The following is a 24,556-nucleotide window of genomic DNA, read 5'->3' as shown; positions in this document are numbered from 1 at the left end:
ATCCAGTCTTAAGTAAGTATGTTAACTTAAGATTTTAGTATAGGCCTTGTTGACATCTGCGACTTGGTTCATGATTGAAAAGTTTGAGCGGCAATGCTCACGGAAAGCCTCTCCAATGAGTGATAATTGGTTCACTTTCTTCAGTTCGGCAGCCTTAAGTAGTGAGTCTCCAATTCCTTTGTAGTCTCCACCATCATGTACCCATCCATGCTCAGCTGATGGAATCATTCTGCGGACTGCTCCTACATCTGTGCTGATAGCCGGAACACCTGCCCTAGCAGCCTCGAGCAGTACCAGTGGGAAGCTCTCGCTTTTGGAAGTGAGGATGCCCAAATCAGCCATTGGGTATAGATCAATTACATCGTCACGGTGGCCAAGGAAGAGGATCTCTTTTTTTAGTCCAAGCTGCTCAACATGAGAGACTAAAACATTTTTTTCATTTCCATCGCCTACCAATAACAGTTTGACCTTATCTCCATGGTCAATTGCGTGCTTCACTGCTTTAAAAGCGGTCAGATGATCCTTTACTTTTTCGAGCCTTGCCACCATGATGACCACAAGTTCGTCATCATTCAGTCCGAACTGCTGTCTATTATAAGGCTTTCCGGATACGGCGTCGAACTCGATGCCGTTGAGGATCGTCGTGATTTTATCTTTGCTGATTTTATATTCTTCATGAAGAATATCATGGAATTTTTCAGAGATGGCCAATAAATGATCTGCCTTTTTGATGGACCAAGTATTAAGGAAGGTGAACACCTTCCCCTTGGTGCCTTGTCCCATAAAGTCATCACGTGGGTCGCTATGGATGGTCGTCACCCACTTAGCGCTCGTTTTCTTTTTCAGGAAAGTGCCAAACAGATTCGCCCTCGGACCGTGTGTATGAATGATATCAACATGATTCTCGTTTACGTATTCAGAAACAGCGGCGACCACTGAAAAATCCAGCCTCGAGGATTGCTTGAAGAGTTTTACTGTGATGCCAAGCTTTTCAGCCCTTCGTGACATCTCACCTTCCTCGAAAACACCTAGAATTACCTCGTCCCGTTTCATATGCTTCAAGAGCAGAAGAATATGATGCATGCCTCCGCCCGTTTCATTTCCCGCATTTAAATGAAGAACTTTCATAGAATAGATTCCCTTCGATTAGCGTTTCCGCCTATTCTTTTCTTTGACGACCTCGACAATGAACAGAGGAAGTGCCAGCATTCTTTTCCATCTAGAGGGCTGCTTCAAAAGCCGGTACAGCCATTCAAGGTTCAGCTTTTGCCAAATGTCCGGTGCTCGCTGGACATGCCCAGCAAGGACATCAAAGCTGCCGCCGACGCCCATGAATAAACCTTTATCGAATGTTGGCATATACGTTTCAATCCATTTTTCCTGCCTTGGGAAACCGAGAGCCACGAACACCATATCCGCTTGTGCTTCTCTTACCAGATCAGCGACTTTCGTGTCATCATCCTTGAAATACCCATGGTGCGAACCCGCTATGACCAGGTTCGGATAGTCCTTCTTCACGTTCCTGACAGCTTCCTGAAGCACTTCATCCTTAGCTCCAAGGAAAAAAACACGCCAGTTCTTCTCGTTTCCTCGCTTGAGGAGCTCAGTGAGCAGATCGAAACCAGCAACCCTTTCAGGCAGAGGGGTGTTAAGGATCTTAGACCCGATTATAACGCCAATCCCATCCGCAATCACCATATCCGCATTAGAGACCGTCCTCATATAATCAGGATGATCCTTCGCATGCATCACAATCTCAGGGTTCGCCGTAACAACAAACATCTTCCCACCGCTGTCAATACTCCCCTCAACCGCAGAAAGAATCTCCCCCCGACCCAACCTAACAAACTTAACACCTAAAATATCAACTAAATCACGCACAAACAAAACCCCTAACTTTCGACATATTTCGGGTGGTGACAGGCACCACCCCAATGATAACTTCATACGGAGACAGATGCCCAACCTACAAAACACGGTATTCGACAAAATTCGGGTGGTGACAGGCACCGCTCGAAATACAAAAAATAAAACGATCGTAGGACCGTTTTATTTTTGCGGTTTGTTGTCGGACATCTGTGGTCTTGAGAATTTAAGGTTTGCCATGTGGCTTACCCGGTCTTCTGGTTTTGGGAGTTCCATGTAGTTTCCATAGAGTTTTTCAAGGTATCGTTCATAGTTATTTGGTATATAAAATTCATGTTTCCCGAATTGCCCTTTTTTCAATGGGAAGATTTCATCTACATTGAAGTATGCCCAGCCGTAATAGGGCAGTTCGATACCGTATGTCACAATATTTGTTTGTTTATTGTACTTGCTGTAAATATTGTGGATTTTCACTTTATTAATTGTCCGTTGAATCGTTGTTTTCAACGGGTTCCCACTTAATGGATATCGAATGGTTGCTACCCTGTTTATCAGTTTTTCCTTCATAGACTTCTTGTTTTCGTACTTTTCTGGAACAAAATCAAACGGGAACACATCGATGGACAGGCCTTTCGTCCAGTTACCCCACCAATCAACCCACTCGAAATCTTCCATGTACATAATTTTCAACCAGTTATGCAGCCCATGCGTTTGGTGAACTTTAGACTGTACTTTATAGGGAGAAGGCAGTTCCTCTTGGATAATTCGCAGAAACTTATTGTAATCTTCTCTCATCATTCCTATATCAGCATCGTCATCCCAAGGTATAAATCCCTTATGCCTAATCGATCCAAGCAATGAACCGTCCGTCAGCCAGTACTTGATCTCATGCTTCTCACAAATCTGGTGTATCACAAAAAGCATATCAGTCATCACACTCTGAGCTGCCAAAAGAGGGTTTTGTTGATCTATTTCCTTTTCCAATGGTCTATCCCCCTTTGAATCAGATGTAAGATAATTTAGTAGTTAAAAACTTAATGAAACTACTATAACGTGATATTTAATATTTTGAATGCCTTAGATTCCAGGTTAAATCTTCCACTCCATAATCGTCTTTCCCCATGAAGTAGAAAGGTCGAACTCGAAGGCCTTGATAGCATCCTGGATGGACTTAACTTCATTCACTGAACCGACGATTGTAGTCAAATAATCAACTACTTCTTTATGCTCGTCCAAGAAGTTCACTGTATCCTCGAAGTCTATCCTTCCGCTTCTGCTGCTTCCGATAATCGTCAGTCCCTTTTCCAGTACCATTCTTGTATTGATTTCAACAGGATACTCTGAAACACCAAGAATGGCTATAGAACCTTCCGGATGAATATGATCGATGATCTGGTCGATAGCATATTGACTGCCTTTCCCGCCTGCACATTCGAAACCATGGTCAATCCGGACATTCTCAGGGATATCATCAATCAAATAGGTTTCATCAGCAAATGAGAAGTTATCAAGTTTCCACTGAGTCTTTCCAAAAACATATACTTTGCTATCCTTATAATGCTTTTTCAGGATTAATGCAGTGATAAACCCTAAATTACCGTCACCCCAGATGCCGAATGAATTCCTTCGGGAATGCGCTTTTGCCTCGAAACGCTTTAAGGCGTGCATGCTGATGGTGATTAATTCTATGAAAGCCGCGACATGCGGATTGATAGATTCCGGCAGGATTACGACCCGATCTCGGTCCATAAACACATAGTCCTGCATAAAACCGTCAAATCCGCTAGAACGGAACTTAGACGACCTAAGATAATTTTCAGCAATGATTTCATCGTTCTCTACCGGGGTATTCGGAACCATTACCACACTAGTGCCAGGCTTGAGCTCGCCTTTCGGGTCATAGACGACTTTCCCGATTCCTTCATGAATTAAAGCCATCGGCAATTTTTTAGCCATCGCCTCTTTTCCCCGGGTTCCAGTATAATATCGCTGGTCAGCATTGCAAATCGACAAATGTGTTGGACGAATGGCAATATATTCTGAGTTAATCGAATGGTCATTGTAACTAATCTCAAATTGCCTAGCCGACACAAGACGGTATACTTGATTTATCATTTTACATCTTCTCCTGTATCATGGCGTTTGCCACTTTAAGATCAAACGGAGTAGTGATTTTGATATTAAATACTTCGCCTTTAACGATTTTCACTTTTTCTCCATATAGAGTGAAGATTTTACAAGCATCAGTCAAAATGCTCTTTTGGTCTTCTGACAGTGAATTATAAAGCTCAACAAGTTTTTTAATACTGAAACTTTGGGGTGTTTGTCCCTGATACATATTGTCACGCTTCGGGATGTTGGAAATATAGACTCCATCCTCAGATTCAATGATCGTATCCACCGCGCTTACTACTGTGTCAACAGCACCGCTTTCTAGAGCAGCGTCGATGTTCTCCTCGATGATCCTATGTGTCAGGAATGGGCGAACTGCATCATGGGTAACGATTATATCATCATCATTCAGCCCGAAATTATCAGATATGTGACGAATTCCGCTCATGATTGATTCATTACGATCCTTGCCGCCTTCGACTACAATAATCGGATGGTTTTCGCCGATGTGCTTGCGAATGATATCCTTTGTGTAATTGATCCACTCGCTTGGTGTCACGACAAGGATTTTATCGAATCTGTCATTCAAGATGAACTTTTCAATAGTATGAATAATAATCGGTTTGTTATTCAATGTAAGAAACTGTTTCGGCATATTGATATTGCCCATTCGTGTTCCTTTTCCGCCTGCAAGGATTTCTGCGTATATCATGATTCATACCTCGTTTCATCGTTTTTGGTGTTATTGCTCCAGCAGCAGCTTGACTGCTTTTTCGGTCGATTTCCCATCGAATCCGGCATTGTATTCTTTCGCAAATTGTAAGACATCTTCGCGATAAGTCTCCGATAGCCTCTGGTAATCCTTTAATTCAGCTGCAAGCTCTTCCTGGGTAAAAACAATCGGTCCAGGCAGCTTAGTTCTATAGTCGAAGTAGAAGCCTCTCTCATAAGCATCCAAATCATATGAATAAAAAATCATTGGACGGCCTGTGATGGCGAAGTCAAAAATGACCGAAGAATAATCTGTGATCAGGACATCAGCAATCAGCAGCAGATCCTGGATATCATCGATGGATGACAAGTTCAGGACGAATTGTTCTTCTTCCTTTGTCGCTGCTTTAAATTTATAGTTCGCAAGGAACGGATGCAATTTCAGGACAAAAACGTATTCCTGGCCGAGCTCTTTCTGGAGTTTGCTAAAATCCAGGTTGATTGGGTTATCATTATCAGTGTCCCTGTAGGTTGGTGCGTACAGGATGATTTTCTTGTCATCAGGTATATTGTAGTCTTTGTAAAAGTCTTTTTTCATTTTGGCGATATCATTCGTCTTGAAGAAGATATCATTACGCGGCAGTCCGATCGGATAAATCTTCCTTTGATCAATGCCGCAAGCGCTCGCGTATGTTTCGACGATGCTCTCTGAACTTGAAATCAGCTTTGTCCAGTGGGATGTATCCCGCTTCCAGCTATCCTTTTCTTGCCCCCTGCTCTCCGGAAGGTCAAGTCCGAACTTCTTGAATGCGCCAGCAGCATGCCATGTCTGCAGGTATACCGTTTCCTTACGAGGCGACAAGTCCGGGTGAAGATTCGTATTGACTACCCAGTACTTCGAAGTAGCCAGTTCATGCAGGAACGAAACTGAATAGTAGCCGACAACCTTATCTCCAGCATGCTCATTGTTCACATCTGCCTTGTTCAGGACTATGACATTCGTGTACTCGGGATAATGTACCTTGATGTGATCGTACATACTCTTAGGATTACAGCCAAATCGATTCCCATAATGAGAAATGTAAATGATCTTCCTCTCATTTACCGGCAGCAACTTGAAGAGATTGTACAATACTTTATAGAAAATAAACTGGTACAGCTTCTTGATCAATTGCTTCATCTTAGAATTCCTGCCAATCCTTGACCTATAACATAATAAAAGCGATATTGCTTCCATAAATATCGCTTCATCTATCATCGCTATAGGCATGTAGTCATAAAATGTTTTCCTATTAATGATAAACAAACTAATTACAAATTTCAACAGATATCACCAAATAGCCCCTTCGACAAATTTCGGGTGGTGACAGGCACCCGTCGAATTCGTCGAATTTCAAAACACCAAAATAAAAAAGCCTGATATCCAGAAACGGCAACGCTTCTGGATACAGGCTTTTGATTCGACAAATTTCGGGTGGTGACAGGCACCTCTTTATTTATACTGTGGTACATCGAAGTACAGTGTTGGTGATTTGAGTAATGCGTATAGTTTGCTGAAGCTGTTGACTTGTTTTGCGGCCCAGCCGATGTCTGTTGCGTATTGGTGTCTTGCTGGGTTGGCTGGGTTCCAGCGCATTTTGTAGAGTGTGTCCTGGCCTTGATGGATGTATTTGCTGGCGATGAGCTGTGCTCCGCCAATAATAGCATCTTCAGGCGTGAACCATCCTTGATCATAAGCGAACTGTGCTCCGCATGATAAAGCGCAATTGTCATATGCTCCGTAACCATACATATTGTAAACTTTCTTACCATTAATGGTTACTCCATTAGCGAGTTCGGATGTTCCATGGCCCGTTTCTAACAAAGCATGCGAAATGAGATAAATCTCATTCACACTATAGTCCTTGCTCGCCTTGATGAATGCCTCTGCTTTCCCTGTCAGGATTCCCTTTTTGACAAGGATCTTCTCATTGATTTCCGCAGCAGTTGCCTGGGTGTTCTTTGATAGTGAAAGAAATTGATAATACGAATCATCAGTTTGGCTGAAGTTATTCGGATTCAGGTAATATGCTACATCTTCTGCTTTAGCATTTCTCCATGCACCGAACTTGATTTCGTACCAGTCTCCAACTTTAGCTACGATTTGAACAGTAGTTCCATAATAGACATATCCATATATATGATGGGTAGTATCCATTCCAGCCCTTACATTCAGCTTGTTAGCTGTCACAGTCCCAACATTAGGAGTGCTGGCACTGACATTGACAAAATCTCCGCTGACATACGCCTTATCATTCCTGTATTTATCAGTCTGTGGCGAAACAGCCATTTGTCTTTGTAACATTTCAGCAAATGTCAGGTCATATGCTGTATTCGAAATGATTGGCCCGGTATTTAGAGCGCCATTTTCATAAAAGTAGTATACCCGGCCATCAATTGTCTGCTCACCGGTTACCATCTTTCCATCTGCATCCAGATAATAAGTCTTGCCATTATCCTGCAGCCACCCCGTCACCATGGCACCTTCTGCTCCAAGGTAGTACCAGTACCCCTGATATAATAGCCAACCTGTTTTCACCGTTCCATCCTGATTAAAATAATACCAGGTTCCTTCAAGCTTGACCCATTTGCTTGATGCCATCTCTCCGCCTGAGCTGAAGTAGTAGCGTTTTGTATCAATGGTCTTCCAGCCTATCGCTCTTTTCCCATCAGCTTCGAGGTAGTATCTTTTCCCGGCGTCTGTGAGCCAGCCGGTCATGGCAGCTCCATCGCTGCCAAAGTAATAGTAGTGGCCGTCAATCAGCAGCCAACCTGGTCCAACAAGTCCATCTACGCCAAAGTAGTAGCGTTTGGCTCCCTCAACCTGCCAGCCGTTGTACATAGATCCATCATTATTGAAGAAATATTTCTTTTCTCCTAAAGCAAACCAGCCAATTGCAGCAGCACCGCTGTCTTTCAGGAAATATTTCTTTCCGTCGACAGTCAGCCAGCCAGTCTGCATGATGCCTTCCGCGTTCAAATAATAAAGCTTCCCGCTGACGTTCACCCAGCCCGTCGCAGCTTTTCCCTCAGGACTGAAATAATACCATTGATTTTCGTAAAGCAGCCAGCCGGTCACTGATTCACCCTTGCTGTTAAGGTAATAGCGGTCATTACCTTCAATAATCCAGCCAGTCTTCATCGAACCATCTTCGCCGAAAAAGTAACGTTTGTCCGCAATCACGGTCCAGCCTGTTGCCATGCTGCCGTCAGCGTTAAAGTAATATTTATTGTGGGCTTCTTCCAGCCAGCCGACGAGTGTTTTCCCATCCTCTTTTAGGTAATAGCGCTTCGTCCCATCTTCAATCCAGCCAGTCGTAGCCATTACTCCATCTTCATCAAAATAGTGGCGATAACCGTCAATGGTTCTCCAGCCAACAGCCATTTTGCCATCATGATCGAGATAGTAGGTGTTTTCACCTTCTACATGCCAGCCAGTTTTCATCATTCCATTATTGGAAAAGAAGTACTTGCTTCCTTCGATAGTTTTCCAACCTGTAGCTGCGGTAAAATCTTCATTGTAATAGTACCGGTCTTGTCCAATTTGGAACCAGCCTGTCACTTTGTCCTCGATCAGTTCTCCGGATTTAGAGAATATGTAAGGTTTACCAGCAATCATGACTTGTCCAGATACCATCTTCCCTGAAGAATCCATAAAGTACTTATGGCCGCCAGTCTCAAGCCAGCCCTCTGCCATGATACCCGACTTCGTTTTCAAATAATACCAATCATTTTTATAGAGCAGCCAGCCCTCCTTCATCGCACCGCTGCTCTCGAGGTAATACCACTTATATTTATCCAGCAGCCAGCCGGTCTTCATATCGCCGGATTTTGGCTTAAGATAATACCATTTGTTTTTATACAGCAGCCAGCCTTCCTTCATTGCACCGCCGCTCTCAAGGTAATACCACTTGTTCTTTACAAGTTCCCAGCCTGTTTGCATTACCCCGTTGCTCGCAAGATAATACCACTTCCCATTGTATGAAACCCAGCCTTTGGCGAGCGATCCATCCTTATGGTAATAATACCAGTAATTATTTTTCAACTTCCATCCTGTTGTTGTGTACGCATTCGCACTGGATGAAAAAACAAGAAGCAGAGACATGGCAGCAAGCAACACATATTTTTTCAAGACCCTTTTCCCCCTGTTATTTCTATCTCTCTTTTTTCTGATGAAATCTACTCTATATATCGACACCCAGTTTAATATATTTATAGAATTTTAGTTATTTATGAGGACCTCCCCGTGGTAATTATTGGCTTTTTAAATTATAGCATAAACAGCTTCATATTTTTTAAATATTTAAATAATTTGTCGAATAAAAAAACACTCTCCCTTTTAAAGGAGAGTGTCCTGATCTTATAACTCAATACATCGCGCCATTTGCTCCAATTTTATAACCATTTATAGTAGTATTTACAGCCATTTTCCCGCTTCCATAAAAATAGTACCATTTTCCGTCAATATACTTCCAGCCATTGACCATGACGCCGCTTCTCATTTCGAGATAATACCATGCGTCACTGTATTTAAGCCACCCTGTCTTCATTGGACCACTGGATTCTAGATAGTACCACTTCTCACCATCTTTGATCCAATCGGTCTTCATTGCTCCGTTCTGATCAAAGAAGTACCATTTGCCTCCAATTTGGCTCCAATTCGTCACCATACCCTTTGACGACAAATAATACCAATTTGTTCCTGACTTGAGCCACCCAGTCTTCATGGAGCCATCTGCAGCTAGATAATACCATTTGTCCTTCTCCAATAACCAGCCGCTAACCATCGTGCCGTTTTCGGATAGATAATACCACTTTCCATTCACTAATTCCCAGCCTGTTTGCATGGCGCCTGTTTCATCCATGTAATACCACTTGTTTTTGTACAAATTCCATCCAACTTGCATGACACCCTTTTCATCCAGGTAATACCACATGCCATCCACTGATATCCAACCTGTTTGCATGATGCCAGTTTCATTCATGTAAAATCTCTTGCCTTCATAATCGACCCATCCTGTTCTAGTCGTTCCCGTTTCAGGGTCATAGTAATACCAGTTACCATCTTCATTAACCCAGCCACTATATGTCCAAGTAGTCTGGAATGATGTTTTCAAACCAATTTGAGTCTTGTTTCCATAGCCATCAATGCCAATGACTTCAATATTATAATCCGTATGCTGTAAAAGACCATTCAACATAACTGTTTCGACGGACACACCATCCTCCCAATAACGATGATATTTTGTGTCCCATAGTTTACCATTCAAATAAATTTCATACTTTTCTATAATGCCATTATCTGTCGCCGAATCCCAGGAAACCCTCGCTGATTTATGATCCACTGAATCTATAGTTATGCTAGATCCTTCAGAGAAAGCAGGCAAATCAATGTCATCATAGGTCTTTTTATAGGGTACCTCAATCGAGTATTGATTAATCCAAGCTTGAGTACCAAAGTCCCTCGCCTTAATTTCTACACGGTCCTTGAAGACATTCACCAACAACCCCTGCGATTTGCCAAATAGATTCCCGCCATCATAATAGCCATATGCAACTGCTCCAGTATTGACCATAGTGAACCCATCCTGGTAAACAGTTCTTGGATGTTCGAGCAGATAGTGAGAGTGACCCGTGAAAAGGATAGATTGCGGGTACTTCCTTAATATATCTGCGAGCCTGGAATCACTAATTCCGCTCCAGTATTCACTCCCGTAAATCGTATCCTTGATAGATTGGTGCAGGAACACAAAAATGGGTTTACTTTCTGATGTATTGACTGCAATTTTCTCTTCCAGCCATTGATATTGTTCTTCAGAAATAAACGCAGAATTATAGTCACCACTTGCCGTTGATTCACTTCCAAGCACAATGAAATGATAGCCATAAATCCATGTGTCATAATACAATCGTTCTTTGCCAGCCAGGGCAAGGAATCTGTTAATCATATCTTCATCCGTCAAAGTTCGATTATACTTTTTCTCGAAAAATTCATGATTCCCGATTGCAAAGACTTTCTCTATGTAAGAAGGCACATATTGATTCAGCATTTGACCAAAAGCGAGATATTGCTGTTCAAGCCCCTGGTTCGTTAGATCCCCGACAACAGCAATCGCTTTGTAATTAGGTGCTGTTTCTTGATAATCCTCGAGTGCCCTCCCGAACTTTAAATCTCGGCTATAATCCTGGCAAATTGGGATCCCCCCCAAAGTCTGAGGTTCCCCACAAATATGAGTATCACTTATGACCGGAAACTGAAGCCTCGGAATCTCTGTCTCTGCAGCACTTGCAAAGTCCGTATTCGCTAATCCTAAATATCCCCCGACGGTAAGTACAATAACAATAAAAATACGAAACACTTATTTGCCTACCCTTCTATAATTAGGTAAATATATTATACTCTAATTCCACAATATTGAAAATCTACCAAAACTCCCATTCAAAAAAGCGAAAAATTATAAAAAATCTTTACGAACTCGATATTTATTATTAACCGGCCAAACAAAAAAAGCAGCCTGAGCTGCTTTTTTTGCCTAACCTATAAACCAAGCGCTTCATTCGCGAGCATTAAACCAGCTGCTTTATTCTCGTTCCAGATGCTATCAAACCTGCTTACCGGAACTGGCTTACCGTAAGTATACGGTGAGATTTCCGGTGTAAAGCCTGGCATCTTGATATCCTGGATAAACCAGTCCGTGAAGCCCCCGCCGCTTGGGTTCGTTGTTGGCTTAACAAGGCTGTATCCAGTCATTCTTTGATATTTTAAGGCTATATTATAATCACGTGTATATCGGCTGCCAGTCTGTTTAAAATTCCAGTACAAGATTTGTCCTGAAGAATGGTATGCCGTGGCTATTTTGAAGTTATGTGCCTTAGTGAATTCATATAAAGCCAATGCTTCTGGTTCACTCAAAGGCTTGTACCCCTTAAAATGGGATGGTGCAGGCTTCCCGGTATTTGCTCTGATATTCTCCCAATCGGCAGGATATTGACGGTTTAAATCAACCCCCCGTACATTCGCCTTCCATTCGGAGAAATTGTAGCTTCCGTTGTTCAACATCAAGACATAAGATGGATTCTTGGTACTGTAAGCACCTTTTTGAACTAAGGTTACACCATCAGGATTTACCATTGGTACAAACCACATGGAAGTTTTGTTCAGGATATTCCTGACACTATAATCCGCAAAAGTAGTTCCCTTTTCATATGACTGAAGGTACTGGTCTGCCATTTCCATCAATAAGTTCGTAGTCATGTGCTCACGGGCATGGTGGGATCCATTCAGCAGAATCTCTTTCGGCCCATTACCTAGTTTGAATGCATATAGATCTCTACCGTCAACAGACTTGCCGATTGACTGTACAGTTACTAATTCTGGATAATACTTCTTGAATTCCATGATATCAGAGACCATCTCATCATATGTATATACCTTACGAGGATTGACAATATCAGGAATCCACGCACCATTTTTCGCTAAGTAATAACCATCTACATATGTATCGGCTGCCATGACACCACTGCTGTAGGAATAGTACCACTTATCTCCATCTTTATACCAGCCTGTGGCCATAGCTCCCGAATCATACAAGTAATACCACTTGCTATTCCACTTTAGCCAGCCGATTTTCATCGAACCGTCTTTATTCAGGAAGTACCATTTGTTATTCCACTTAATCCAGCCTGTATCCATTGCCCCATCCGCACCTGGGTCTAGATAATACCATTTCCCTTCATCCTTGGCCCACCCAAGCGCCATGGCACCAGAATCCTTTAGGTAATACCATTTATACTTATAATAAACCCAGCCGATTCTCATCGAGCCATCATCATTGAGGTAATACCATTTCGTTCCGTCTTTTAGCCAGCCAGTCTGCCTTTCACCAGTTTTACCGTCTGCATAAAACCAAGTTTCATCAACCTTGAACCATTTGGTTTGCATTACACCAGTTTCGGGTAAAAGATAGTACCATTTCGTTCCATCCTGAAGCCAGCCACTATGTCTTTCTCCAGTCTTATAGTTGAAGTAATACCAGTTATTCTCAAGCAACAGCCAGCCATGCTCCATCGCTCCGGTTGCTGGGTCTAAATAGTACCATTTCTCCTCGGACTCAATATGGCCATATTGTTTTGCACCAGTTTCCGGGTCAAGGTAGTACCACTTGCCATCTTCCTCATGCCAGCCCGTTTGCATTGCTCCTGTCTCTCTGTCTAGGTAAAATAATTCCTCATCGACTTCAATCCAGCCATGCTGACGCGCTCCGGTTCCCAGATCAAAATAGAACTGGAATCCTTCAATGTCATGCCAGCCTGTAACTTTTTCACCATCGATATAGTAAAACCAATTTCCGCCTTCCTGGACCCAACCTTCTACAGTTTGCTCCTGGTCTGAAGGTTGTTCCGAAGTTTCGTCATCCTCCACAGGCTGCACAGGATCCTCAGTTGTCTCCTTACTGGCTTCTGAATCTTGATCAGTAATTTGATCCTTCGTTCCTTCTTCTGCATTCATCACATTTGATGATTGTTCCTGCTTGTCCTCTTGCTGATGCAAAGTAAGCTCATGCGAATCTTGGAGATTGCTAGAGTTCGTTTCCGCAAAAGCATTCAAAGGATATAGCAAGGAATTGAATAACAATACCGATACTGCCAATTTCTTCATTCTACGTTGTCTCCTTATGTTGTTTTTGCCTTCTCAATTATAGCAATCTATTAAACCGGTTTTCTACCTTTAATAGGAAAATAAGTAAATGGAATGAGGGATTTCCTGTTATAAGACAATATAGGGGGATGCAACCTGAATTCTGCATATTTTGTCGTTTCTTATCGAGAACATTTTATTCTATTATGTTCTGTTTAAAGATATAATTGAATTATCAAAAAACTTTTGAAAAAGGAGGTTTCTCTGTGCCCTTGGTCCAAATGAAAGAGATAAAGACTCCTCTATTATTACTGGGAATTAAAGTCTTCAAATGCAAAGAGGGTTTCACCTACATAAAAGTCTGGAATAAGCCTAGAAGGAAGATTATGAGCTAGCAAACTATAACATATGAAAGGATTTCAAGACCGAAAATGATTTTCGGTTTTTTGTTTTGCCTTATGATAAAACATAAAAAAAGGCCAGGAACCAATGGTTCCTGGCTTGCCATTTTACTGCTAATTACTTGATCCAAGCTCCGTCTTTTCCAAGCTTGTAACCGCCAATTTTAGTATCCTTGGCCATCTTTCCACTCTTGTAGAAGTAGTACCACTTAGAACCAACAAGCTTCCAACCAGTTTGCATTGATCCACTTGTATTCAGGTAGTACCATTCGCCGCCATCCAATAGCCAGCCTGTCTTCATTGCGCCTGACTTCTCAAGGAAGTACCATTGGCCTCCATCTTGAACCCAGCCAGTCTGCATAGCTCCGCTCTTAGCAAGGAAGTACCACTTGCTGCCATCTTTTACCCAGCCAGTTTTCATGACACCAGATTTCTCTAGGAAGTACCATTTGCCAGCATCCTGTACCCAGCCAGTCTGCATGACGCCATCCTTGTTCAGGTAGTACCACTTAGTTCCATCTTTCAGCCAGCCAGTTTGCTTAACATCTTCATTGTAGTAGAACCACTTATTATCTTCTTTTTTCCAGCCTTTTTTGAGTTCAGCACGTTCAACTTTAACTTCCTTGACCGTTTCGTTTCCGCCTAGGTCAGTCAGCTTAAGCTCGATTGTGTTTTCGCCCATTGCAACTGGAACTGTGACTTCAACCATCTCATCTGCAGCATATTCAATCTCTACAGGGCTGTCGAACTCTTTAACAAACTCATGATTATTGTCTACATATAGAGATAGATAGTTGAAGTTGTCTTTCAAATTAAGCTTCAACGTAACTTCTTCTGTTGCTTTCCCAACCTTCTTTGGTGCATCTACTACAATTTCAGGTGCAGTCGTATCAACAAAGACTCTGCGGTTAATCGAGAATTCTTTACCAGAATAATCTAGTGCCGTAACAATGACGTCATACTTTCCATCTTTTTCGAAGGAAGTCGTAGTCGAGAAATCATAACGTGATTTTTCTTCATTAAATGTGAATTCAACATCTTTGCCATTCACAGTAATTTTCTCGATTACATAGTCATCTTCCACATAACCTTTTACCGGAACTTCTAACGTATTGTACGCACCATATGGTTCTGGGCTAGCATCCTCAAGGTAGATAAGCGGCATATCAGTATCACCAACAGCAGCTATATCGAATCCGATATTGAATCCATAGTCTACTGCAGCCACTTCAACAAGCGCTTTTTCAGGAATGTCTGTTAACTGATAGTTCGTAACATTTCCTGCAACCTGATCAACTAGCTTGCCATCAACAAAGATTGCGTAAAACTCTACACCTGTTCCGTCTTCTTTCGCTTCCCAGCTGACTGTTGATGTTTCGGCATCAAAAGTAGCTTTCACTTCAGGAGCAGTTGTATCAATATATACAGGGATTTTCTTGCTCTGCCACTCAGCACCTTCATAATCGATCACTGATTTGATTTCATAATAATATAATCCATCTTTAACAGTATCGGATTTAACTTTTCCATCCCATGCACGAGCTGGATTGAAAGAGTAAGGACTTCCGTCGCCAGCGTCGTAGAAACTCTTTCTGACGTCTTTTTCCATAAGAACTCGGCGAAGGAATTTACCGTTTTCATCCAGTACATTGTACTGTACTTCTGCTGCATTTCTCATGAACGCTGGAAGCGGATAGACATCGTCAAAATACCCATCACTATTTGGAGATACTGCAAAATAGTCCTTCTCTGGAACCTGGTAACTGAAGTTTCCATCGGCACCAAACAACATCTCACTCGGAGACTTGAATAGGTACTTAAGGTCGTAGTATCTTGACTCCCCAAGACTAGTAAATCCGTCAAGGATTTCCGGACGATCCCACTCACCATAGAAGCCCATGTACGGTACATTCAATTGCGGAAGAAGCTTTCCATCTTCTGCACCATTAACATCTGTTAATGTCACGAAGCCTTCAACAAAGATATCTTCCTTCAGATCATAAGTCATTTCATTGCCATCTTTGTCTTCACCTGGGATCTTTGCGTCTGTCAAATCAACGCTGACAGTAAATTCCACAGACTCGCCCGCTGGTACTGTCACGGTTTCAGGAGCATCAACTACAGCACCTGGCATATCCGCAGCAATCAAAGCATTGTAATCTTCATCACCATTAACTTGATAGAAGTAGTCAGTCAGAACGCTAGTGTCCACACCGTACGTAACTTCCTCATCAGTCAAGTTGCTTGCAGTCAATGTCATTTCAAACTGCTTGGAAGTGAAATCTTTCAGTCCTACTTTCGCTTCACCCGTCGCGCTATCGACAACTACCGCAGGAGTGTTGACCGCTGCAAATGTCTGCATCATTCCAGCACCCTGGCGGCGTGGCGAGAACGGCTGTCCATATAGATCATCGATTGCATCTGCTGTGTTCATAAGCAGAACCTTTGCCAATTTTGTTCTTTCTCCCGCAGTCATTCCGCTGAAACGCTCATCAGATTGCAGGTATTGCTGTACAAGCGCAGATCCACCAGCCACGTGCGGCGCGGCCATTGACGTACCGCTCATTACGCCGTACTTGTCATTTTGCAGCGTAGAATAAATCTTACCGCCTGGAGCCGTGATTTCAGGCTTGAAGTCTAGGCTTGGAGTTGTTCCCCATGAAGTGAATTCAGTCATGCGGCCCATTTCAGCATCTTCTTTTTTATCAGTCTGACTTACATTAAGAATGTTATTGCCATTTTCAATTGCTGCCAGAAGGTCTTTTCCTTCTTGAGTCTGGATCAGCATGAACGGTACATCCCAGCCGCCCTGATTTTGATAGAAAGTAGATCCGCCATTATTATAGACAATGATTCCGATTGCGCCTGCTTCTGCAGCATTAACAGTCTTATCATAGAATGATAATGAACCACGTGATACGACTGCAACCTTTCCTTTTACGTCTACACCAGCATAATCAGCATCAGCTCCGACTCCTGGAACAGCAACCATTTCTAGAGGACCATTTTCCTCAGAAAGCTTGACCCACCCATCGATTCCATAACCTACAGCAGAGAAGGACTCATTTCCTTGAACTGTAAAAGTGTGCTGGTAAAGGTATGCATCATTACCAGATGCAGCAACCTGGATTGTGTTTGTGTTCAATCCTGGCGCACCCACCAAACCGATATCAGGGTTTTGTGAATAAGGGTTGTCCCATCCATAGCCGATGTGGCCGGAGTTACCTGCTGATACAGCAGCGACAATTCCATTATCTACCGCACGAGTGATCGCAAGGTTTTCAGCACTCTTTTCTTCATAGAAAGAGGCTGTGGATCCCAAGCTCATGTTCAGAACATCTGCACCTAGTTTAATAGAGTCATCAATTGCAGCTAGATATACATCAGACCATGTAGATGGATAGTTAGGGTCATTACTGAAAACCTTCATTCCAAGGACCTGTGCTTCAGGTGCGACACCCTTGATTCCGCCTGTTGCTTCATCACCATTTGCCGCTACTGTTCCTGCAACGTGCATACCATGCATGGAAGCTTCCGGACCCAGGTCAAGGATGGTCTGGTTCTCATCATAATAGTTATAACCGTAAGGAACCTTGTCAGAATAGTACTTTCCTTTCAGGCCTTCTTCAGTTACCAAAGCAGCCGTTTCTTCCTTCGTCAATTCCGCTTGTGAACTGTCTGTCAATACGAAATCCTTGTGGGAAGGATCCACTCCTGTATCAATGACAGAAACGATCATACCTTCACCTTTAAGACCTGCATCTGCCCATGTAGCTTGGGATTGAATATAGTTATGGCTTGTCTTCATATCCGGAGCTTCTTCAGGACGGTTATATTCATTAGCCAGGTAAACATTCTTTACCCCAGCAACACCTTCGATTTTCGCGATATCCTTGTATGTTACTTCACCGCTGAAACCATTGAAAGCAGTAGAGAAGCTCTTCTTGTGATCCATACGGATGTTTTTGGACTTGATTTTATCCTTTACGCTCTTCTGCGCTTTTTTAAGCTTCGAATCAATGGAAGATTTAGTATCTTCTGATAATTCTTTGTAAAGTTTACCCTGTTTAGTTGCATACTCAACCGGTGTTTGCCCTTCAACCTCTACGATTACACGAACTTTATCTTCTGCTTTCAAGGATGCTTTTGTTTTCTTATACTTACCATCAAGCTGTTTCAGCTGCTTCGCTTTATATTGCTCGATCTGCTTGATTTTTGAAGAATATGCATTCTCTGCTGCAGATGCGCTTGTCAATGGAAAGCTAAAGCTAGAAAGAACCAATGCTGATGCAAGTACACTAGAGGCAATTTTGCGCCCTGTGTTTTTTCTTTTCATTCCTTAATTCCCCCAAATCTATTATTGATGTTGCCAGAGTATGTAAGGCTTCATCCCTCCCATTCCTATTCCGAAAAGTCAGAGTATTGCTATAATTATATATTTTCTTGTTATATTGGTCAATTGAATTTTAGTAGAATTTAACTATAAAATTCTAAAATTTACTAGGTTTACGGATAATAATGTTAATTTTTCAATATTATTGTAAGTTTAATATACTTATCTCTCATGCGTGTATAGGTATATTTACTCCATGTTTTTTCAGTGACATCATTATCTTATGACAATAAAAAAAACAGGCTTTATAAGCCTGTCTAAATTATTTGATCCATGCGCCGTCACTATTAAGTTGATATCCGTCAATTGTAGTATCATATGCCATTTCTCCGCTCGGATACAGATAGTACCACTTACCGCCGGAAAGGACCCAACCTGTCTTCATGTCTCCGCCAGAATTCAGGTAGTACCAGTTATTATTCCATTTCAGCCAGCCTGTCTTCATGGAACCACTGCCATTCAGGTAATACCATTCTCCACTCCATTTTACCCAGCCTGTCTTCATGACACCATTAATATCGTGGAAATACCATTCGCTATTCCACTTCAGCCAGCCTGTCTTCTTGCTGCCATCAGAAAGGTAGTAAAACCATTTGCCATCTTCTTTGCTCCAGCCTGATGTAGAAGCTACTACTCTTTTAGAGCCAATGTAACGTTCTTTCCAATAAGAATTTGATAGACTTGAAACTTGTACCGCTGATCCTCCCGCGTGAACGAACTGATCTCCTTCTAAATAAATCCCTACATGTGAAGGACCTGCTTTATAAGTTGTAAAGAAAACTAAATCTCCTGGCTGTAACTCGCTTTTGGATACAGAGCTGCCAACCTGGTACATATCTGATGATGACCGTGGCAGAGTAATTCCAGCCTTATTGAAAGTATATGTTATAAAACCTGAACAATCGAATCCACTCGGAGTTGTACCTCCCCATACATAAGGTACACCAACATAATCAAGGGCAGTGTCCGTAATCAATCCACTAGTTGAAGCTTCTGCCTTATCGCCACCGACTAACCCGCTAACCAACAAAGAACAAGAAAGCATACCTGCCATTAATAACTTTTTCATGCTGACCCCCAAATAAATGTAAAATTTCTATAAAAAAGGTAAACCTACTAATTTATCCAAAAATTCATTTTCTAAACATAGTATGGCATAAAAGTTACTAGTTTTAGGTTACAGTTCCTTTTTAAGTATGTTACAAGAATATTTCAAAATCCGACTTTACTTACTAAAAATCCCCAGTTTCTGCAAAATATTCTTTTAAAGAGGATAAATATGGATTATTTTTCTGTAAACTATATGGAGGTTTTATAGGGATAAGGAGGCTGATATAGTTGTCATTGGGAAGGTATCTTGTAGTGTAACTGTCGAATCCTCTGGGATAGCTAATTCCCTGAAACAATCTTTTTTCATGAGAAGAGGCAGCTTTTGAAACCAAAAAAACTGCCAGATGGCAGTTTTTTTAAATGCTATTCAGTTTTCGCAGTCAGGATCATTGCTCTGTTACTATGATATCTCGCTCTTTCGGATAATTTGGCTCTAAGTTTCTCGCATAATGCATCTTGCATTAAAGCTTCATTGTGCTTTTTCAAAAATAAATGCAGGTGATACTTAATTTTCAACAACACATTCATTCCTCCTTTTAGCACATAAACCGCAGGAAGATTCGTATTCGGAAGCTGGCTGACATAGTTAATGCTTCATTAACTTTAGTCCCTCTAGTTTTGCGTCACCCTTTTTCAAAGGCTTTGCCGTTTCGTACGATCTATGTGTCATGCTTCCAAAATATCGAATTGTCCCGAGTTTTGTAAGGGTCTTTAGACCTATAAATCACCTTTTTGGAAAAAATATCTTGTTGACATTGACATAAATGTTTGGTAACAAACCCTTCCTTTATATCTTTCGGTTTATTTCCCCTAGCTATGAGTGTAATAAACCCAATTCCACTAAAATGATTCCAAGGGACTAATGTGACCATAAATAAAAGGGACAACCCAATCTGGATTATCCCTTCCCAAAAACATATTATTTTTTCCATACTCCGTCTTTGCCTAGTTTATAGCCATCAATAACTGTGTTAACGGCCATAGAACCATTTTTGTACAAGTAATACCATTCTCCACCTGATTGAATCCATCCAGTTTTCATGACACCGGAATTCTGATCAAGGAAGTACCACTTGCTTCCATCCTTTAGCCAGCCTGTTTTCACCTGGCCATTAGCTGCAAGGTAGTACCATTTATTTTCTACCTTAATCCAGCCCGTTTTCATGACTCCGCTGATTGAATCGAGGTAATACCATTTGCCTCCATCATTCAGCCATCCAGTTTTCATATATCCCTTGGCAGTGAGGTAGTACCACTTATTATCGTCTTTTACCCAGCCAGTTTTCATGGTACCGGAAACTTTGTCAAACAGATACCACTTCTTATCAATCTTCAGCCAGCCAGTTGCCATTTCGTGGTTCTTTTGAAGGTAGTACCACTTATTTTTATCAAGAAGCCAGCCTGATGTTGGCTTATTGTTTTTATAATGATACCACTTCCCGTTTTCTTTCACCCAGCCATTCTTAATTTCCTCTGCTCGCTTGATGATCAGGTTCTTCACCGTTTCATTACCACTAAGGTCTATGAGTCTTAAGGAAACTTTGTTATCGCCTAACTCCAGCGGAACCGTAATGTCAAAAGTATCGTTCGCTGCCTTCTGCACATCTACAGGACTCACGATCGCTTTTTCATATTCATGACTGTCATTGACAAACAGCGACAAGTAATTGAAGTTATCCTTCATCGTAACTTTAATGACAGTTTCTTCTACATCAAGGTCGACCCTTGCTGGTGCCGATACGGTTAGCTGTGCAGCTGTCGTATCGATGAACACTTTGCGGGACAATGAATGCGTTTGGCCCTTTTTATCAACAGCTTTGATGATTACATCGTAAAATCCGTCTTTAGCAAATGAAACATTCGTATTGAATCGATATAAACCTGCATCAGCATCATGCGTGAAGCTTGTTTCCTTTCCATTGACCGTTACGGATGAAAGACCGTTGTCGTCGATCACTTGTCCTTCAACCGGGATTGTCTTCGTATTGTAAGCACCATAAGGTTCAGGGCTGAATGCGATGACAAATGGATCAGCAGACACGACTTCGCCAATTTCAGCGGTATCAGCACCAAAGTTATAAGCATTGTCTACAGCCATTACTTCAACAATCGCGCTTTCTGGAAGCTCTTCAAACTGGTAGGATGATTCCTCACCATATACCTCATCGTAAAATTCGCCGTTTACAAAAATCACATTTGACAAGACCCCAGATCCCTCTTCAACTGTTTCCCAGCTGACTGTTTGGGATTCCAAGTCAAATGATGCAGCAACTTCAGGGGCGACTGTATCTACATAGACTGGTATTAATTTAGATTGATAGTCTGCACCTTCGTAATCGATCACTGATTTAATTTCATAATAGTAAAGCCCGTCTTTCACCGTTTTAGAATTCACTTTACCATTCCAGCTGCGATTTTCATTATATGAGAACGGCATTCCCCAACCGCCATCGAAGTATGATTTTATGACATCTTTCTCATATTTCACACGACGCAGGAATTTCTCGTTCTCATCTAAAATATTGAATTGAACTTCTGCCGCATTGCGCAGGAATGCCGGGAACGGATTGATATTCTCGTGCATATAGTCTCCATTTGGAGAAATCGCGTAATATCCCTGTTCAGCAGGAGCTGCAAACCAATCATCAATCAGGACGTCATGAACAGACTCTTCGTACAAATTTCCTTCTTCATCTTCATAATCGAACATGCCTGTCAGGTCATAGTATTTCGATTCACCAAAATCACTAAAACCATCAAGGATTTCCGGACGGTCCCACTCTCCGTAGAAGCCTACATACGGGACATTCAAAGTTGGCAGCACATCAACTTCTTCAACATCTTCTAAAGTTACAAAGCCTTCTACGAATATATCTTCCATCAACTCAGTTGTGGTTAATTCGCCATCAAGGGTTTTATAAGGAAGTTCAGCGTTAGAAAAATCAACACTCACTGTAAAATCAACCGATTCACCCGCCGGTACGGTAACCGTTTCCGGTGCATCAATTTCGACACCTTCCATATTTCCAGCTGTAAGTGCATTGTAATTTTCATAGCCCTCACTCTCCTGGATCGTGTCAGTCAGGACGCTCGTGTTCACCTGGTAAGTCGCATCTTCATCAGATATATTGACCGCAGTGAAGGTCATTTCAAATTGAGTATCACTGAAATCCTTCAATTCTACCTTTGATTCATTCGTCTCACTGTTAACAACATATACTGGTGTGTCAACTGCAGCATATGTCTGCATCATGCCTGCTCCCTGGCGTCGCGGCGAGAATGGCTGACCTTCCAAGTCCGTGATCATTTCAGCAGTGTTCATTAACAGGACTTTAGCCAGTCGGGTTCTCTCACCGGCAGTCAAATCTTCAAAACGCTCATCATTCTGAAGGTATTGCTGAACAAGCGCGGATCCTCCGGCAACATGTGGAGCTGCCATCGATGTTCCGCTCATTTCCCCATATTGATTATCATTAAGGGTAGAGATGATTTTTCCGCCTGGAGCTGTAATCTCCGGCTTCAGTTCAAGGCTTGGTGTTGTTCCCCATGATGTAAAATCGGTCATCTTGCCCATTTCCGGGTCCGGCGATGTTCCTTGCTGCGCAACACGAAGCGTTGTGTGGCCAGCAGCAATCAATTCCTCAAGCGCCAATCCTTCTTCATGATGGATTTGCATGAACGGAATGGACCATCCTCCCTGATTCCCATAAAAAGTATCCATTCCATGGTCATACACTATGATGCCTACTGCACCGTAATCAGCAGCTATCTGCGTCTTCTCATAGAATGAGAGGTCACCCCGTTGTACAACGACAACCTTTCCTTCCACATCTTTCCCTTCATACTCTTCAGGGTAGCCATAGCCGCCTTCAAGGCTGACTAATTCAAGTGAGTCAAACACTTCAAGAAGCTGACTCCAGTCATCAAGACCATAACCAACGCCGGTAAAATCTTCGGCACCTTCAAGAGTGATTCCATGTTCAAAAAGGAAAGCTGCATTCCCTGAAGCAGCTACCTGAATCGAATCAGGATTAAGCCCAGGAGCGCCAACTACCCCAATATCAGGGTTTTTATGGAAAGGATTTCCCCACCCATAGCCAATATGGCCGGAGTTTCCGGCTGATACAGATGCAACGATTCCATTGTCTACCGCTCTCGAAATAGCAAGGTCCTCTGCACTTTGCTCCTGATAGAATGCCGCAACATCACCGAGGCTCATGTTCAGGACATCCGCACCCAATTCAATCGATTCGTCGATGGCAGCCAGGTACACATCAGACCATGTCGAAGGGAATAACGGGTCATTGCTAAAAACCTTCATCGCAAGTACTTGTGCTTCAGGAGCGACCCCTTTGATGCCGCCTTCTTCTTCATTTCCATTCGCCGCTACCGTTCCGGCAACATGCATCCCGTGCATTGATGCACCTGGTACTGAATCGATAATGACATCATCCTGGTCAAAGTAGTTGTAACCATAAGGTACTTTTTCAGTAAAATATTTTCCTTTTAAATTTTTATCTGCTACGAGCTTATTCACTTCAGCCTGGTCAAGTTCTGCTGTTGAAGCATCCGTCAGAACGAAATCCTGGTGGGATGGATCCACTCCAGAATCGATGACAGAAACGATCATTCCTTCACCCTTCAGGCCTGCATCCGCCCAAGTCTCGCTTGACTGGATGAACTGGTGGCTTGTTTTCATATCCGGCTTCACTTCTGGGCGCTTATATTCATTTGCCAGATAGACATTCTTAACACCTTCGATGCCTTCTATTTTTGCAAGATCACCGTATACCACCTCACCACTGAAGCCATTGAACGCTGTAGAAAACTTATTTTTGTATTGGACCTTCACGCCTTTGTCCTTGATCTTTTCTTGTACGTTTTTGTGCTTCTTCTCTAACTTATTAGCAATTGAAGTTTTAGTATCTTCTGATAATTCTTTATAGAGCAGTCCCTTTGAGGTTGCATGTTCAACTGGAGTCTCTCCTTCTATCTCGATGATTACGCGAACTTTATCTGATGCTTTCAACTGAGCTTTTGCGTCTTTTAACTTCTTGTGATCCGATAATTTCTTGTGATTATCCATTTGAAGATGTTGTTTATATTGGCTGATTTTCGCTTCAAGACTGTTAGTTTTTGGTGCAGCATAGGACTGGGAAGCCAGGCCAAGATTCGAAAGAAGCATCGCCGTTGTCATTGCACAGACAGCAATTTTCTTACCTAAATTTTTCTTTTGCTTCATCGTATTCATTATCCCCCTAGAATTATAAAAAATAGGCACTGCAA

At 42.2% G+C, this 24,556-nt stretch carries 13 protein-coding genes and 1 riboswitch; all 13 genes read right to left on the bottom strand.

The window, feature by feature from the left end; genetic code table 11:
* Positions 1 to 21 precede the first annotated feature (21 nt).
* Positions 22 to 1,128 (bottom strand): glycosyltransferase family 4 protein, encoded by a 1,107-nt coding sequence (locus tag AB5I83_RS09175; protein WP_448974712.1) that lies wholly within the window; start codon positions 1,126 to 1,128, stop codon positions 22 to 24.
* 18 nt (positions 1,129 to 1,146) lie between these two features.
* Positions 1,147 to 1,881 carry a WecB/TagA/CpsF family glycosyltransferase gene (locus AB5I83_RS09170; RefSeq protein WP_448974710.1) on the bottom strand — a complete coding sequence of 245 codons (735 nt, stop codon included), beginning with the start codon at positions 1,879 to 1,881 and terminating at the stop codon, positions 1,147 to 1,149.
* A 168-nt stretch (positions 1,882 to 2,049) separates the two neighbouring features.
* On the bottom strand, positions 2,050 to 2,850 hold the full coding sequence (locus tag AB5I83_RS09165) for a LicD family protein (protein WP_448974708.1): 801 nt from the start codon (positions 2,848 to 2,850) through the stop codon (positions 2,050 to 2,052).
* A gap of 105 nt (positions 2,851 to 2,955) precedes the next feature.
* The gene (locus tag AB5I83_RS09160; protein ID WP_448974706.1) at positions 2,956 to 3,981 is read right to left on the bottom strand and encodes a ribitol-5-phosphate dehydrogenase; all 1,026 of its coding nucleotides are present in this window, start codon (positions 3,979 to 3,981) and stop codon (positions 2,956 to 2,958) included.
* A 1-nt stretch (position 3,982) separates the two neighbouring features.
* Positions 3,983 to 4,690 carry an IspD/TarI family cytidylyltransferase gene (locus AB5I83_RS09155; protein WP_448974704.1) on the bottom strand — a complete coding sequence of 236 codons (708 nt, stop codon included), beginning with the start codon at positions 4,688 to 4,690 and terminating at the stop codon, positions 3,983 to 3,985.
* A 30-nt stretch (positions 4,691 to 4,720) separates the two neighbouring features.
* Positions 4,721 to 5,869, bottom strand: coding sequence for a CDP-glycerol glycerophosphotransferase family protein (locus tag AB5I83_RS09150; RefSeq protein WP_448974703.1), 1,149 nt, complete (start codon positions 5,867 to 5,869; stop codon positions 4,721 to 4,723).
* A gap of 312 nt (positions 5,870 to 6,181) precedes the next feature.
* Entirely contained in the window at positions 6,182 to 8,860 is a 2,679-nt protein-coding gene (locus AB5I83_RS09145; protein ID WP_448974701.1) for a glucosaminidase domain-containing protein, read from the bottom strand.
* A 235-nt stretch (positions 8,861 to 9,095) separates the two neighbouring features.
* Entirely contained in the window at positions 9,096 to 11,087 is a 1,992-nt protein-coding gene (locus tag AB5I83_RS09140; protein ID WP_448974699.1) for a metallophosphoesterase, read from the bottom strand.
* Between the two features lie 179 nt (positions 11,088 to 11,266).
* Positions 11,267 to 13,387: a M14 family zinc carboxypeptidase gene (locus AB5I83_RS09135; RefSeq protein WP_448974697.1), complete on the bottom strand. Its 2,121-nt coding sequence runs from the start codon at positions 13,385 to 13,387 to the stop codon at positions 11,267 to 11,269.
* 498 nt (positions 13,388 to 13,885) lie between these two features.
* On the bottom strand, positions 13,886 to 18,103 hold the full coding sequence (locus AB5I83_RS09130) for a S8 family serine peptidase (RefSeq protein ID WP_448974695.1): 4,218 nt from the start codon (positions 18,101 to 18,103) through the stop codon (positions 13,886 to 13,888).
* Positions 18,104 to 18,422: 319 nt separating this feature from the next.
* Positions 18,423 to 19,229, bottom strand: coding sequence for an NlpC/P60 family protein (locus AB5I83_RS09125; protein ID WP_448974693.1), 807 nt, complete (start codon positions 19,227 to 19,229; stop codon positions 18,423 to 18,425).
* Positions 19,230 to 19,633: 404 nt separating this feature from the next.
* A complete protein-coding gene (locus AB5I83_RS09120; RefSeq protein ID WP_448974691.1) occupies positions 19,634 to 19,792 on the bottom strand; it encodes a hypothetical protein in 159 nt (52 codons plus the stop codon).
* 43 nt (positions 19,793 to 19,835) lie between these two features.
* Positions 19,836 to 19,927: riboswitch (cyclic di-GMP riboswitch) on the bottom strand.
* 262 nt (positions 19,928 to 20,189) lie between these two features.
* On the bottom strand, positions 20,190 to 24,521 hold the full coding sequence (locus tag AB5I83_RS09115; protein WP_448974689.1) for a S8 family serine peptidase: 4,332 nt from the start codon (positions 24,519 to 24,521) through the stop codon (positions 20,190 to 20,192).
* Between the last annotated feature and the right edge of the window lie 35 nt (positions 24,522 to 24,556).

This window comes from Mesobacillus sp. LC4 (assembly GCF_053543455.1).
This window is presented reverse-complemented; position numbering and strand designations above follow the sequence as displayed.

What these genes read in the sequence shown, in the direction of transcription:
- AB5I83_RS09125 (WP_448974693.1), bottom strand. Translation starts at nt 19,229, where the DNA reads ATGAAAAAGTTATTAATGGCAGGTATGCTTTCTTGTTCTTTGTTGGTT.
- AB5I83_RS09130 (WP_448974695.1), bottom strand. Translation starts at nt 18,103, where the DNA reads ATGAAAAGAAAAAACACAGGGCGCAAAATTGCCTCTAGTGTACTTGCA.
- AB5I83_RS09115 (WP_448974689.1), bottom strand. Translation starts at nt 24,521, where the DNA reads ATGAATACGATGAAGCAAAAGAAAAATTTAGGTAAGAAAATTGCTGTC.
- AB5I83_RS09160 (WP_448974706.1), bottom strand. Translation starts at nt 3,981, where the DNA reads ATGATAAATCAAGTATACCGTCTTGTGTCGGCTAGGCAATTTGAGATT.
- AB5I83_RS09150 (WP_448974703.1), bottom strand. Translation starts at nt 5,869, where the DNA reads ATGAAGCAATTGATCAAGAAGCTGTACCAGTTTATTTTCTATAAAGTA.
- AB5I83_RS09135 (WP_448974697.1), bottom strand. Translation starts at nt 13,387, where the DNA reads ATGAAGAAATTGGCAGTATCGGTATTGTTATTCAATTCCTTGCTATAT.
- AB5I83_RS09155 (WP_448974704.1), bottom strand. Translation starts at nt 4,690, where the DNA reads ATGATATACGCAGAAATCCTTGCAGGCGGAAAAGGAACACGAATGGGC.
- AB5I83_RS09175 (WP_448974712.1), bottom strand. Translation starts at nt 1,128, where the DNA reads ATGAAAGTTCTTCATTTAAATGCGGGAAATGAAACGGGCGGAGGCATG.